13 protein-coding genes are annotated in these 14,440 nt (G+C 66.8%); 8 read left to right on the forward strand and 5 right to left on the reverse strand.

The genetic code is table 11. The features are described from left to right. The 5 genes from QZ670_RS14155 to QZ670_RS14175 form a co-directional block, all read left to right on the forward strand. On the forward strand, window positions 1–2,022 hold a 2,022-nt coding region (locus QZ670_RS14155; RefSeq protein ID WP_294256528.1), incomplete at its 5' end, for an Rne/Rng family ribonuclease. Between the two features lie 106 nt (window positions 2,023–2,128). Continuing rightward, window positions 2,129–3,508, forward strand: coding sequence for a M48 family metalloprotease (locus QZ670_RS14160; RefSeq protein WP_294256530.1), 1,380 nt, complete (start codon window positions 2,129–2,131; stop codon window positions 3,506–3,508). Continuing rightward, the gene (locus QZ670_RS14165; RefSeq protein WP_294256532.1) at window positions 3,508–4,272 is read left to right on the forward strand and encodes a DsbA family protein; all 765 of its coding nucleotides are present in this window, start codon (window positions 3,508–3,510) and stop codon (window positions 4,270–4,272) included. Before QZ670_RS14160 ends, QZ670_RS14165 begins: the two co-directional genes overlap by 1 nt. A gap of 133 nt (window positions 4,273–4,405) precedes the next feature. Further along, window positions 4,406–5,332: an ABC transporter ATP-binding protein gene (locus tag QZ670_RS14170; protein ID WP_294256534.1), complete on the forward strand. Its 927-nt coding sequence runs from the start codon at window positions 4,406–4,408 to the stop codon at window positions 5,330–5,332. After that, the gene (locus QZ670_RS14175) at window positions 5,329–6,099 is read left to right on the forward strand and encodes an ABC transporter permease (RefSeq protein ID WP_121073141.1); all 771 of its coding nucleotides are present in this window, start codon (window positions 5,329–5,331) and stop codon (window positions 6,097–6,099) included. Before QZ670_RS14170 ends, QZ670_RS14175 begins: the two co-directional genes overlap by 4 nt. Window positions 6,100–6,241: 142 nt before the next feature. Here QZ670_RS14175 and QZ670_RS14180 read toward each other — a convergent pair whose 3' ends face one another. Both QZ670_RS14180 and glpX read right to left on the reverse strand, forming a co-directional pair. Further along, a complete protein-coding gene (locus QZ670_RS14180; protein ID WP_294256537.1) occupies window positions 6,242–8,089 on the reverse strand; it encodes a CocE/NonD family hydrolase in 1,848 nt (615 codons plus the stop codon). Window positions 8,090–8,171: 82 nt separating this feature from the next. Beyond that, window positions 8,172–9,140: a class II fructose-bisphosphatase gene (gene glpX / locus QZ670_RS14185; RefSeq protein WP_294256538.1), complete on the reverse strand. Its 969-nt coding sequence runs from the start codon at window positions 9,138–9,140 to the stop codon at window positions 8,172–8,174. 157 nt (window positions 9,141–9,297) lie between these two features. On the opposite strand from glpX, the gene QZ670_RS14190 reads away from it, so the two are divergent. Next, window positions 9,298–9,654 (forward strand): hypothetical protein, encoded by a 357-nt coding sequence (locus tag QZ670_RS14190; RefSeq protein ID WP_294256540.1) that lies wholly within the window; start codon window positions 9,298–9,300, stop codon window positions 9,652–9,654. A gap of 79 nt (window positions 9,655–9,733) precedes the next feature. Further along, window positions 9,734–10,063, forward strand: coding sequence for a hypothetical protein (locus tag QZ670_RS14195; protein ID WP_294256542.1), 330 nt, complete (start codon window positions 9,734–9,736; stop codon window positions 10,061–10,063). Between the two features lie 19 nt (window positions 10,064–10,082). Here the strand turns inward: QZ670_RS14195 and QZ670_RS14200 are convergent, their stop codons facing one another. The 3 genes from QZ670_RS14200 to QZ670_RS14210 form a co-directional block, all read right to left on the reverse strand. Next, a complete protein-coding gene (locus tag QZ670_RS14200) occupies window positions 10,083–11,375 on the reverse strand; it encodes a homoserine dehydrogenase (RefSeq protein WP_294256544.1) in 1,293 nt (430 codons plus the stop codon). A 134-nt stretch (window positions 11,376–11,509) separates the two neighbouring features. Beyond that, window positions 11,510–12,460 (reverse strand): 2-oxoglutarate and iron-dependent oxygenase domain-containing protein, encoded by a 951-nt coding sequence (locus tag QZ670_RS14205; protein ID WP_294256547.1) that lies wholly within the window; start codon window positions 12,458–12,460, stop codon window positions 11,510–11,512. A gap of 99 nt (window positions 12,461–12,559) precedes the next feature. Next, window positions 12,560–13,045: a hypothetical protein gene (locus QZ670_RS14210; protein ID WP_294256550.1), complete on the reverse strand. Its 486-nt coding sequence runs from the start codon at window positions 13,043–13,045 to the stop codon at window positions 12,560–12,562. 104 nt (window positions 13,046–13,149) lie between these two features. On the opposite strand from QZ670_RS14210, the gene QZ670_RS14215 reads away from it, so the two are divergent. Then, a complete protein-coding gene (locus QZ670_RS14215; protein ID WP_294256551.1) occupies window positions 13,150–14,385 on the forward strand; it encodes a multidrug effflux MFS transporter in 1,236 nt (411 codons plus the stop codon). The last annotated feature ends 55 nt before the right edge of the window (window positions 14,386–14,440 follow it).

Raw genomic sequence — 14,440 nt, forward strand, 5'->3', positions numbered from 1 at the left:
TGCGTGCTGATGCCCAACACCAGCCATGGCGGCGGCATTTCGCGCAAGATCAGCAACGCGGCGGATCGCAAGCGGCTGAAGACCATCATCGCGGAAATGAACCTGCCCTCCACTATGGGCTGCATCGTTCGCACCGCAGGCCTTCAGCGCACCAAGCCGGAAATCAAGCGCGACTTCGACTATCTCGCTCGCCTATGGGACGAGATTCGCGAGAATACGCTGAAGTCTGACGCGCCCGCGCTGATCCACAACGACAGCGACCTCATCAAGCGCGCCATCCGCGATATCTACAACAAGGATATCGAGGAAGTGATCGTCGAAGGCGAGCATGGCTATCGCGCGGCGAAGGACTTCATGCGCCTGCTGATGCCGAGCCATGTGCGCCGCGTGAAGCAATATGCCGATGCGGTGTCGCTGTTCCAGCGCGCCAGCGTCGAGGATCAGCTGGCCGCGATGTACAATCCGGTCGTTCAGCTGAAATCGGGCGGCTATCTCGTCATCAACCCGACCGAGGCTTTGGTGTCGATCGACATCAACTCGGGCCGGTCGACGCGCGAGCATGGCATCGAACAGACCGCCGTTGCCACCAATCTGGAGGCCGCACGGGAAATCGCGCGCCAGTTGCGCCTGCGCGACATGGCCGGCCTCGTCGTCATCGACTTCATCGACATGGAGAACAACTCCAACATTCGTAAGGTCGAGAAGGCGATGAAGGAGGCGCTGAAGGACGATCGCGCCCGCATCCAGGTCGGTCGCATCTCGGGCTTCGGCCTCATGGAAATGAGCCGCCAGCGCCTGCGCACCGGCGTGCTCGAAGCCTCCACCCGCACCTGCCCGCATTGCGAAGGCACGGGTCTGGTCCGCACCGCCTCGTCGGCGGGCCTTTCGGCGCTGCGCATGATCGAGGACGAGGCCGCCCGCGGTCGCGGCTCGCAGATCCTGCTGCGCGCCAGCCAGGAAGCGGCTTTCTACGTGCTCAACAAGAAGCGCAGCGAACTGGCCGAGATCGAGGATCGCTACGGCGTGCTGGTCGAGGTCGAGGCCGACGGCGAGCTGGAAGGCGCGCGCATGACCGTCGAGGCCTCGGGCCCGCCGCCGGCCTATGCGCCCAAGATCGAGCCGCTGATCGAGGAGCCGGAAGAGGACTTCGTCGAGGAGATCGAGGAAGAGGAAGAAGAACTCGAGGCCGAGGCGGAAGCAACCGAAGCCGCCGAGCCGCGCGAGCGTGGCGAACGCCCGGAACGTGGCGAGCGCGACGGTGAAGGCCGCGGCAAGCGTCGTCGCCGCCGTCGCGGTCGTGGCCGCCGTGGTCGCGAGGAAGGCGAAGCCGGTCAGGACGAGCAGGTCGAGACCGAAGGCGCCGAGGGCGACGTCGAGGCAGACGAGGCCGAGCCGGCCGAAGTCGAGGCGGCTGCCGAGACCGAGGAAACCGCAGCGCAGCGCGAGGAAGGCGAGCGCAACCGCAAGCGCCGTCGTCGCGGCCGTCGCGGCGGTCGTCGCGGTGCTGGCGAAGAGGGTGCCGAGCAGGCAGCCGAGGACGCCGACGATACCGCCGAGCCGGAAGCCGAAGCGCTCGTCGCCGCCCCTGCGCCCGAGCCGGTCGCCGAAGCAGCCCCTGCCCCCGCAGCAGTAGAGGCCGAGGCGGAAGCGCCGGCCAAGCCGAAGCGCACGCGCCGCAAGAAGGCGGACGTGGAGGCGGAAGCTGCGGCAGCGGCCGCCGAGGCACCCGCCGAGGAAACGCCGGCCAAGCCGAAGCGTACCCGCCGCAAGAAGGCCGATGTCGAGGCGGAGGCTGCGGCCGCCGCCGTCGAGGCACCCGCCGAGGAAGCGCCTGCCAAGCCGAAGCGCACCCGCCGCAAGAAGGCGGATGTCGCGGCCGAAGCGGCCCCCGAGGCACCAGCCGTCGAAGCCCCGGTCGCGCAGGACGTGACCCCGGCTGCCGAAGAACCGGCCGCCGAGGAATCGCCGGCCGAGGAAGGCCAGCCCCGCCGCGGCTGGTGGCAGCGGACCTTCGGCGCCTGAGCAAGATCCCCGGCGCGGCCCGCCCGGTCGCGCCGGGGTCTTTCAGTGTAGGTTCAGGGCGTTGTTGCCAGGGCAGCCCTTCAATTGAGTCCCCGGGAGTAGGATCATGGCGCGCATCCATCGATTGGCCACGCTGCTCGCGATGCTCGGCCTTGCCGCGTTCGCGTCGCGTCCGGCGATGGCGCAATCGGTGCTCCGCGATGCCGAAACCGAGGCGCTGCTGGCCGACATGGCCAAGCCGCTGTTCACCGCCGCCGGACTCAATCCCGCCAACGGCAAGGTCGTGCTGATTGCCGACCCCTCGATCAACGCCTTCGTCGCGGGCGGGCAGATCGTCTATGTCAATTCGGGCCTGATCGACGCGGCGGATACCGCCAATCAGGTGCAGGGCGTCGTCGCGCACGAAATCGGCCATATCGTCGGCGGGCACGCGGTGTTCCAGCGCGACGGCGGCTATGGCAATATCTCGATCCTCAGCCTGCTGCTCGGCGCCGCGGCGATGGCCGCCGGGTCGGCAGAGGCCGGCACCGGCATCCTGATGGCCGGCCAGCGCGCCGCGATCGGCAAGTATCTCGCCTATAGCCGCGTGCAGGAATCCTCCGCCGACGCGGCCGGCGTGCGATTCCTCAACACGGCGGGCATCACGGGCAAGGGCATGCTCGGCTTCTTCGAGAAGCTCACCCAGGAAATGCACCGCTACGGCTATTACAGCACGGATCCCGAAGTCGATCCGTTCGCACAGACCCACCCGATGTCGCAGGATCGCGTCCAGACGCTGAAGGCCGATCTAGAAGGCTCGCCCAGCTGGACCAAGCCGCTCGACCCCGATCTCGAACGCCGCTTCAAGCGCGTCCAGGCCAAGCTGCGCGGCTATACCAACGATCCGAAGAAGACGCTACGCATCTATCCGCAAAGCGACCAGTCGATCCCGGCGCATTATGCCCGCGCCTATGCCTATCACCAGTCGGGCTACCCCGAACAGGCCGCTGCGGAAACCGCGGCGCTGGTCAAGCTGGCACCCAACGATCCCTATTTCCTCGAGCTGCAGGGCCAGATCTTGCTCGAATCGGGCCAGCCTCAGGCCTCGCTCGATCCGCTGCGCAAGGCGACCCAGCTCTCGAACAACTCGCCGCTGATCGCGAGCACCTTCGGCCACGCGCTGGTCGCGACCGAGGACAAGGCGAACCTCAAGGAAGCCGAGCAGGTGCTGCGCGATTCGCTCACCCGCGACCGCGACAATCCGTTTGCCTGGATCAACCTCGGCACCGTCTATGATCGCGAGGGCGACGAGCCGCGCACCGCGCTCGCCACCGCCGAGCGGGCCAATCTGATCGGCGATGCGCGCACCGCGATGGTGAGTGCGCGCCGGGCGATGGGCGGCCTGGCGCAGGGCTCGCCCGAATGGATTCGCGCGCAGGACATCGCGATGGTCTCCGAACAGGCGATGAAGGACGACAAGCGCAACAAGGGACGCAATCTCCAGTAATGACACGGTCGAGGCTCTTTTTTGCCAGCGCGCTGCTGCTGGCCGCGGTACTCGGCGGCCTGGTGGTGCTGGGGTTGCAGGCGCTGCTACCGGGGATCGGCGGCAACAAGGCGCAGGTCGAGCGGATCGTCCACGGCTATCTGCTGGAGAACCCCTCGATCCTGCGCGACATGATGGAGAAGCTCCAGCAGCAGGAAGCTGCCGAGGCGGCAAAGGCGCAGGATAGCGCGCAGGCCGCCGTTCCCGCCGTGCTGCCGGCCTTGACCACGCCTTTCGCCAGCGCCTGGGCGGGCAATCCGAACGGCGACGTCACCGTTACCGTGTTCATGGACTATGCCTGCGGCTATTGCCGCGCGAGCCTGCCGGGTCTTGCCGAGCTGATCGCCAAGGATCCGAACGTTCGCGTCGTCTACCGCGAATATCCGGTGCTGGGCGAGGCGAGCGTCGTCGCCGCGCGCTTCGCGCTGGCGGCCGCGCAGCAGGGCAAGTTTCGCGCGTTTCACGATGCGCTGTTCGCCAGCGATGGCCCGAGCAACGCTTCGATCAGCGACGCGCTGGCCAAGGCCGGTCTCGATCCGGCCGCGACGCAGAAGCTCGCAAATAGCGATGCGATCGCCAAGGAAATCGACGCCAACCACCGGCTCGGCGCCAAGCTGGCGATGAACGGCACGCCCGCCTGGGTGGTCGGCAAGCAGATCCTGTACGGCGCGCGCGACTATCAGGCGCTGGTGGACGCGGTCACGATCGCACGGAAGGCCAAGTAGGGGCCTGGGATATCCTCAGAGGAAACCCGTTTGGGCGAGGCGGACCCGGCTTTGACTCAAACGTCTTCGCACACCTTGCCCCAGGATGAACGCCACCCTAGCTAACGGGCTCCTTCCGGCCGGGGCCACATCCATGCAACCCATCCTGTCGCTACGCCAGGTCAGCAAGACCTACGCGTCGGGCCATACCGCGCTCGACCATGTCGATCTCGACATCCACCGCGGCGAGATCTTCGCGCTGCTCGGGCCGAACGGCGCGGGCAAGACGACGCTCATCTCGATCATCTGCGGCATCGTCACGCCCAGCACGGGCACCATCCTGGTCGACGGGCACGACGCGATCCGCCAGCCGCGCGCGGCCCGCTCCAAGATCGGCCTGGTGCCGCAGGAGATCGCGGTCGACATGTTCTCGCGCGTCGGCTCCGCCGCCCGCTATTCACGCGGACTGTTCGGCAAGGCGCCGGACCATGCCTATTGCGATCAGCTCCTCAAGGACCTGTCGCTGTGGGACAAGCGCGACGCCAAGATCATGGAGCTGTCCGGCGGCATGAAGCGCCGGGTGATGATCGCCAAGGCGCTGAGCCATGAGCCCGACATCCTGTTCCTGGACGAGCCCACCGCGGGCGTCGACGTCGAGCTGCGCCGCGACATGTGGAAGCTGATCGGCCGCCTGCGCGACCGCGGCACCACCATCATTCTGACCACCCACTATATCGAGGAGGCCGAGGAAATGGCCGATCGGGTGGGCGTGATCAACAAGGGGAAGCTGCTGTTGGTCGAGGAAAAGACCGCGCTGATGAAGAAGCTCGGCAAGCGCGAGCTCGACCTCAGCCTGGTCGAGCCGCTCGCGGCCATCCCCGCCGAACTCGGCGAATGGCAGCTGAGCCTCGCCGACGAGGGCCACAAGCTGCGCTATACCTTCGACGCGCAGGCCGAGCGGACGGGCATCCCGTCGCTGCTGCGCAAGCTGCACGACCTCAACATCGCCTTCAAGGATCTCGACACGTCCAAGTCGAGCCTGGAGGACATCTTCGTCGACCTGGTGGGGGCACAGGCATGAACGGCATCAACTTTCCCGGCATCTGGGCGATCTACAAGTTCGAGATGGCGCGCACGATCCGCACGCTGTGGCAGTCAATCGCGACCCCGGTGATCACCACCTCGCTCTATTTCGTCGTGTTCGGCGGCGCGATCGGCAGCCGGATCGATGCGATCCATGGCGTGAATTACGGCAGCTTCCTGGTGCCGGGCCTGATCATGCTGTCGCTGCTGATGCAGAGCATCGCCAATGCCTCGATCGGCATCTACTTCCCCAAGTTCACCGGCACGGTGTTCGAGTTGCTGTCTGCGCCGATCTCGGCGATCGAGCTGGTGGTGGGGTTCGTGGGTGCGGCGGCGACCAAGTCGGTGGTGATCGGGCTGATCATCCTGGCGACCTCGGCGCTGTTCGTGCCGCTGCGGGTCGATCATCCCGCGGCGATGCTCGCCTTCCTGGTGCTGACCGCGGTGACGTTCAGCATGTTCGGCTTCATCATCGGCATCTGGGCGAAGAGCTTCGAGCAGCTCAACATCGTGCCCTCGCTGCTGGTGACGCCGCTGACCTTCCTCGGCGGCGCCTTCTACTCGATCGATATGCTGCCCGAGCCCTGGCACACGGTGAGCCTGTTCAACCCGGTCGTGTATCTGGTCAGCGGCTTCCGCTGGAGCTTCTTCGGCCACGGCGATGTCGACATCGCCTGGAGCCTGGGCTTCACGGGGGTGTTCCTGCTGCTGTGTCTCGGGTTGATCGTGTGGATCTTCCGGACGGGATATCGGCTGAAGAACTAAAAGATCCTCCCCGGTACGGGGAGGGGGACCATGCGCAGCATGGTGGAGGGGGCTCTCCACGGGCGACGTCCCTTGCCGGGCTCCCCCTCCACCACGCTGCTGCGCAGCGCGGTCCCCCTCCCCGTCCCGGGGAGGATCTGGATTACTTCACCACCGGCAGCGTCACCGCCGAGCCCGCGCACACCCGCTGCGTCGCCTTGCGGTAATCCTCCGGCTTGGCCTTGTAGATGTTCGGCACGAAGGTCTGCGGGTTGCGGTCGATCACCGGGAACCAGCTCGACTGGACCTGCACCATGATCCGGTGCCCCTTCTTGAACACATGGTCGTGGTCGCGCAGCGGGAAGTCCCACGCGGTCACCTGGTCCGGCACCAGCGGCGTCGCCTGCTCGAAGCTCTTGAGGTAACGGCCGCGGCGGATTTCCATCGCGATCGGCAGCTCATAGCCGTTCAGCCCCTTCGCGTACGCACCCAGCGCCGTCGGCGCCTTCTCAACATCCTCCGGGAACACGTCGATCAGCTTGACGACGAAGTCGCTATCGGTGCCGCTGGTCGACGCCATCAGCTTGGCGGTCACCTCCCCCGTCACCGTCAGGTCGTTCTCCAGCGGGGCGGAGACATAGCTGAGCACGTCGGGGCGGTCGTCGACGAAGCGCTGGTCCTCCGCCTCCCACCAGCGCCAGTCTGGCGTGGCATAGGTGGCCGACATCGGCCGCGGGCGGAACGGCACCGGTCGGGCGGGATCGCTGACATAGTCGCGGCAGCCCTCCCCCGCCGCAGGCGCGGTGAAGCTGAGCGCACCATCGGCATGCAGATACAGGTTCGTCGCCTGCGCGTTGGCGAGCGGATAGGTCTGATACGTCTTCCACTGCCAGGAGCCCGACTGGAAGCTCTTCAGCGCGAAGTCGGGCTTGGTGCCGGTGCCGTGCAGCCAATAGGCGAAGAACGGCGCCTCGATCTGCTCGACGAATTGCGTGCCGCTGTCGACGCCGAACGGGATCCGCCCCAGGCTGTTCGCCGGCGAGTGCCAGGTGCCGTGCGCCCAGGGGCCGGCGACCATCAGCGCGAGCTTGTTCGGATCGTTGGCGCGCTGCTTTTCCCAGATCTTCCAGCTGCCCCAGGGATCCTCCTGGTCCCAGTATCCGGCGACGTTGAGCGTCGGCACCGTCGTCTTGCCGAGCGTGTTGGACCAGACCTGCTTCTTCCAATGCGCGTCATAATCGGGATGCTCGATCATCTCGCGATAGCGCGGCACCCGGCCCTTGAAATATCTCTTCTCGATGTCGTCGGGCGAGCCGGCGTGGAGGAACCAGTCGTACGTGTCGTAGCGGTCGTACAGATCGATGCCGTCATTGGTCTTGTCCGCCTGCAGGCTGTTCACCCAGTCGCTGGCATAAGTGAGCCGCATCGCGCCCCAGCGGTGGAGATCGTCGTTCTTCCAGTAATCGATCCACGCAGCCTGCGGGCTGGTCGCCTTGAGCGCCGGGTGCGGCTTGGCGAGCGCGATCGCCGCGGTGAAACCGGGATAGGAAACGCCCCACATCCCGACCTTGCCGTTATTTGGGCGGACGTTCTTCACCAGCCAGTCGATCGAGTCATAGGCATCGGTCGCCTCGTCGACCGCGCCCTTGCCGGTCTTCACTTCGGTGGAGAGGGTGAAGGGCCCGCCCTCCGACTTGAAGCGGCCGCGCATGTCCTGGAACACGAAGATATAGCCGTCGCGCACCAGCGGCGCCCAGCTGTTCGGCACGCGGCCCGGCGCGGCGTCGGGCGAGCCATAGGGGCTGCGCTGGAACAGAATGGGCAGCGGACCCGTGGCGCCTTTCGGCCGCAGGATGACGGTGTGGAGCTTCACCCCGTCGCGCATCTGGATCATCGCCTCTTCGAAGGTGAAGGGCGCGTCGGTCGCGGTGGGGGTAAGCTGCGGCGGCGCGGCCGCCGCTAGAGGGGCGGCAAGCGCCGCGAGTGCTACGGTAACCAGCCAGTGCCGCATGTTCGTCGATCCCCCAGAAAGCGAGGGAACGTGGTGCGGCAAGACGCCGCCGGGATCAAGCCGGCGGCGCCGTTGCTTCCGGTCAGTCGATGCGATGCTCGCCCTTCACCCAGCGGACCGTGCCCGAGCTGGCGCGCATCACCACGCTCTCGGTGGTCATCTTGCCGCGGACGCGCTTCACGCCGGCCAGCAGCGAGCCGTCGGTAACGCCCGTCGCCGCGAAGATGCAGTCGCCCTTGGCGAGTTCCTCCAGCGAATAGACCTTGTCGAGATCCTCGATGCCCCATTTGCGGGCGCGGGCGCGCTCGTCCTCGTTGCGGAAGATGAGCCGGCCCTGGAACTGCCCACCGACGCAGCGCAGCGCCGCGCAGGCCAGCACGCCCTCGGGAGCGCCGCCCTGGCCCATATAGACGTCGATGGTCGTATCCGGATCGCTGGTCGCGATCACACCGGCCACATCGCCATCGGAAATCAGCATGATGCCGCAACCGATGCTGCGCAGCTCGGCGATCAGCTTCTCGTGGCGGGGACGGTCGAGCACGCAGGCGATGATCTCGCTGGGCTTCACCCCTTTGGCGGCGGCGATTGCCTGCACATTCTCGGTCGGGGTCTTGTTGAGGTCGATCACGCCCTGCGGGTAGCCGGGGCCGACCGCGATCTTGTCCATGTACACGTCAGGCGCGTTGAGCAGGTTGCCCTCCTCCGCCACCGCCAACACCGCCAGCGCATTGGGGCCGGCCTTGGCGGTGATCGTGGTGCCTTCGAGCGGATCGAGCGCGATGTCGATCTTCGGGCCCTTGCCAATCGCCGAGCCGACCTTCTCGCCGATATAGAGCATCGGCGCTTCGTCGCGCTCGCCCTCGCCGATCACCACGGTGCCGTCCATGTAGAGCTGGTTCAGCGCCTCGCGCATCGCCTCCACGGCGGCGGCATCGGCGGCCTTCTCGTCGCCGCGGCCTACCAGGCTGGAGGCGGAGATCGCCGCCGCTTCGGTGACGCGCACCATTTCGAGCACGAGGACACGGTCGAGAACATGGCTTGCGTTCGGCATCGGCTGGGGATTCCCTTTACGATTTGTGCACCGCGATACGGGGCCGGTTCAGCCCTGTCGAGCGGTGCTAGCGTTGTCATGCCACTTGCCAAAGACCTTTAGTGATTTACGAAGAGTTTTGGGTTATGATTGCGTGGAATCGTGAAGGATTGACACGATGTTGCTGCCGATACTGCTGCTCCTTGCCCAACAAGACACGGTGTCGACGCTGGTGGCGGACTATAGGACGCGCACCCAGGCGGAAATCCCGTGCCGGGCGCCTTCGGACCAGAGCGAGATTGTCGTCTGCTCTCGGCGCGAAGCCGACCGGTACCGGGTGTCTTTCGTCGCCCCGAACCTCGGCAAGGATTCCGACGCGGCACGCCTCAACCGGCTGATCGGCGAGCCCGTCCAGCAGGGAATCACCCCGTGCGGCGAGGGCGCCTTCACGGTGAAATGCGGCAAGGTCGGCCTCACCGCCACGATGGGCTTCGACGGCACGGTGAAGATGCAGCAGCGGGAGCTGGCGCCGTGATCGCGCTGCGAGGCTTGCAAGGTTGCGCAACCAGCAACGCATCGACGCGTTGCGTGATCGGGAAACGACAGGAGGGCATATGTTGTTGATCGCACTGGCGCTCCAGAGCGCCACCATCGCGGGTGCGGTACGCGCCGCGGACGTTGCGCCGCCGCGGGTGATGCGCGCGACGCTCAAGCGATCGGCGCGGCCGCATGCCGAGCTGTCGCCGCTGATCACCGCCTGCGACGTCGAACGCGATTGCGGCACGCGCGCGGCACGCAACCGCTTCCGTCTGACGAGTGCGCAGGAGCCGCTGATCGACCGCAAGCTCGAGATGGTCCGCGCGGCGCAGGGCCCGAGCTGCAACCGCACCGGCATGCCCGTATGCCCAGGTAGCGGGCGGCGGCTGCTCAAGCTGAGCTACTGAACCGCCGCCGCGACGCGGCTCATGCGTCGAGAATGTGCATCCACATCGGCTCGCCGGTGAGGCTCTGCGACCCCCGCAGCTTTTCCAATGCCTGGGCGATGCTCCGCTCCGGCGCCTCGTGGGTGACGATCGCCACCAGCGCGCTGCCGTCCGGGCTCACGCCGCGCTGGATCAGGCTCTCGATCGAGACGCCGGCATCGCGCATCGCTGCCGCGATTTCCGCCAGCACGCCGACCCGGTCGGCCACGGTGAAGCGCACATAGGAACGCCCGCGCCGCTCGCCGCTGTCCGCCGCAGGCTGGGAAACGAGCGCAGTCGCCGGCATCGCATAGGGCGGGCCGAATTCGCCGCGGGAGATGTCGATCAGGTCTGCCACCACCGCGCTAGCGGTCGGGCCGTCGCCCGCGCCGGCGCCCTGGAACAGCAGCCGCCCGACGAAATTGCCCTCCGCCACCACGGCGTTGGTCGATCCGGTGACATGCGCCAGCGGATGGCCGAGCGGCACGAGATGCGCATGGACGCGCTGGAACAGGCCGTGCGGCCCTGCATCGGCGATGCCGAGCAGCCGCACGCGATAGCCGAGCGTCGCCGCCTCGGCGATGTCGGCGGCGAGGATGTGGCGGATGCCGCTCGCCTTGAGGTCACCGAAGGCCGGCTGGGTGCCGAAGGCGATGCTGGCGAGGATCGACAGCTTGTGCGCCGCATCGATGCCGTCGATATCGAAGGTCGGGTCCGCCTCGGCATAGCCGAGTGCCTGCGCCTCGGCGAGGATCTCGGCGAAATCGCGGCCCTCGGCCTCCATCTTCGACAGGATGAAATTGCAGGTGCCGTTGAGGATGCCGTAGACCCGACTGATCTCGTTCGCTGCAGCGCCTTCGCGCAGACCCTTGATCACCGGCACGCCGCCTGCAACCGCCGCCTCGAACTTGAGCGCGACCTGCGCGGTTTCCGCGGCTTGCGCGAGCTCGAGGCCGTGATGCGCGATCATCGCCTTGTTGGCGGTGACGAAGCTCTTGTTGGCGCCGAGTGCCGCGCGGGCGAGCGCCAGCGCCGGGCCATCCGAACCGCCAACTAGCTCGACCACCACATCCGCGTTGGCGTGGCGCGCGAGTTCGACAGGATCGTCGACCCAGTCGAAGCGCGACAGATCGATGCCGCGATCCTTGGTGCGATCGCGGGCGGAAACGGCGACCACCTCGATTCTGCGCCCCGCGCGGCGGCTAATCAGCTCGGCATTGGCGTCGAGCAGGCGAATCACGCCGCCGCCCACCGTACCGAGCCCCGCCAGTGCCACGCGCAACGCTTCCGCCATTCGTCGTTCCTCTAAAACTCTACAGCGAGGCGGCGGCCGAGCCCTTCGCCCGACCGCCGCCTGCCGTCCCTAGCGCCTTCCCTTCCCAGAAGGAAAGACAGATTTTGTCGTAGGCGAGCGCCGCCACGCGCTGTTTATTTCTTGATTAGCCCGATCTCTACCAGCCGCTCGTGCAGATAATCATGCGCGGTGATTGGCTCCGGATAGCGGTTCGGATTCTCCGCGCTGACGCAGCCCGGCAGCGTCTTGATCAGGAAATCGGGCGCCGGATGCAGGAAGAACGGCATCGAATAGCGCGAATGGCCGCGGCGCTCGGCCGGCGGATTGACCACCCGGTGCGTGGTCGAGGGCAGGACATGGTTGGTCAGCCGCTGCAGCATGTCGCCGACATTAATCACCATCGCGCCTTCGGGCGGCTTCACTGCCAGCCACTTGCCGTCGCGATCGAGCAGCTCGAGCCCGGCTTCCTCGGCGCCGAGCAGCAGCGTGATCAGGTTGATGTCCTCATGCGCGCCCGCGCGCACCTCGGGCGCATCGGCGGCGACCGGCGGGTAATGGAGCAGGCGCAGCACCGAATTGCCGTCCTTCACCGCGGTGTCGAACCAGTCGGGCGAGAGGCCGAGATAGCGCGCTACGGCCGAGAGCAGCTTGTCGCCCGCCGTGTCGAACGCGGCGAACAGCTCGACAAAGGTCTCGCGGAAGCCCTCGGGCTGGTTCGGCCAGACATTGGGCGCCATCACGTCGCCGAAGCGATGCCCGGCGGCCAGCTCGCGACCGATATGCCAGAATTCCTTGAGGTCGACGTGCGTCGCGCCCTTGGCGATCTCGGTCTTGAACGGGGTATAGCCGCGCGCGCCGCCGCCGCCGGGGAGGAAATATCCGCGCTTTTCCTCCTCGGGCAGATCGAAGAACGCCTTGGTCAGCGCCCAGGCACGCTCGATCAGCGCCTGCGGCACGCCATGATCGCGCACCACGGCGAAACCGAAGCGCTGGAACGATCCGCCGAACGCCTGGGCAAAGCCCTCCGGATCGCTGGCCTGGTCCTTCAGCGAAAGCGCCGGAATTTCGGCGAGGGTATCCAACATCACAGTCTCCGAACGCAAAAACCGGCGGTTAGTCCCGCCACCACCGGCCCCACAAGCCTGGGAAGATTCCCAATGGCCGGCGCCCTGTCCCGATCGGGATCAGCGGCCGACCTGCATCAGCCCCTTGGTCCTGGCATCGCCGCTCGCGCTGAGCTGGAGCGCGAAGGGCTGGCCGTCATCGGTGGTGCCGATCAGGTTATCGTCCTTCGTCGTCACCTTGAAGCCCTGCTTGGTCATGTTGTCGCGAAACCAGTCGCGCACCGCCGTGGGCGCTGCCGGGCTCTCGAACTCGACGATCACCTGGCCGTCCTTGTCGCCCTGGTTGTCGTTGACCTTGAGGTTCTTCAGCGTCGATCCGGGATAGAGCGTAACGCCGTCGATGTCGAAATTCTTCGCGTCGAGCGGCATCTTGGGCAGCGTGATCGAGCCCTGGATTCCCGGCGCCTTGATCTGGATGCGGCCGTTCGAATCGGTGGAGATGACGCTGTTGCCGTCGCTGTCGTTGCCGTCGAAGTTGATATTCGCGCTGCCATGGCACGCGGCGAGTGCGATCGGCAGCAACAGGGGTGCGAAACGGCGATTCATGCGGATACTCCTGCGGCGGTTGCACATCGCAATGTTGTTGCGCAGGCATCCACGTCAACCGGAAAAAGGGTGACCTTAGGGAAGGCTTGGGCCATGAGCCTGGCATGAACGCCCCGCACCCGAGCACCGCCGCCGCCGGCCAGGCGCCGCTGCGCTTCGCCGAGTTCGTCACCCTCGCCGCGGCGCTGATGGCACTGACCGCGATCGGCATCGATTCGATGCTCCCGGCCCTCCCGGCGATCGGCGTCAGCCTGGGCGTGGAGTCGGCCAATCATCGCCAGTTCGTGATCACCGCGTTCCTGATCGGCTTCGGCACGGCGCAACTGCTCTACGGCCCGCTGTCCGACCGGTTCGGCCGACGGCCGGTGCTGATGATCGCGCTCGCCACCTATGTGCTGACCAGCTGGGTGGCGGCGATCTCCGGCAGCTTCACGCTGCTGCTGGTCGCGCGCGTGGCAATGGGCACGGCGGCAGCCGGATCGCGGGTCATCACCGTGGCGCTGGTGCGCGATTGCTATGCCGGGCGGGCAATGGCCCGGGTGATGAGCCTGGTGTTCATCGTGTTCATGGCCGCACCGATCTTCGCGCCGACGCTGGGGCAGATCATCCTAGCGGCGGGTGGATCGTGGCGGACGATCTTCTGGGGCATCGGCGGGATCGGCGGGCTGGTGCTGTTGTGGTTCGCAGCGCGAATGCCGGAGACGCTCGCCGCCGATGCCCGGCAGTCGCTGGTGCCTGCCCGGGTGCTCGCCGACTACGGCGTGATGCTGCGCGACCGCGCCGCGGTCGGCTACACCATCGCCACCGCGCTGCTCTCCGGCGCGCTGTTCGGCTTCATCGGATCGGTCCAGCAGGTGATGGCCGACGTGTTCCACCGGCCCGAGCTGCTGACCATCATCTTCGCCGGCGTCGCAGGAACGATGGCGGTGGGGTCGTTCCTCAACGCGCGGATCGTGATGCGGCTGGGCATGCGGATGATATCGCATACCGCGGTCAGCCTGCTCACGCTGATCGCCGGCGTGCACCTGGTGGTCACGCTGTTCGGGCTAGAGACGCTGTGGAGCTTCGCCGCGCTGCAATCGCTGATGATGGCGTGCTTCGGCCTCGCCACCTCCAACTTCTCGGCGATGGCGATGGAGAAGATGGGTGCAATCGCCGGCACCGCCTCCAGCCTGCAGGGTTTCGTCACCACCATCGTCGGCGCGGTGATCGGGGCGGCGATCGGCCAGGCCTTCGATGGCACCACCATCCCCCTGTATAGTGGTTTTCTGCTGATGGGTGCGCTCTCCCTCGTGGTAGTAGCGGTGACGGAACGCGGACGGATGTTCCGCCCGAGCTGAGTCGGAACGCAGCCGGGGCCAGCGCCGTTGCGCATTCGAACCCCGGCGATCCCCG

It is taken from the genome of uncultured Sphingomonas sp., from assembly GCF_913774285.1.
GTDB lineage: Bacteria > Pseudomonadota > Alphaproteobacteria > Sphingomonadales > Sphingomonadaceae > Sphingomonas.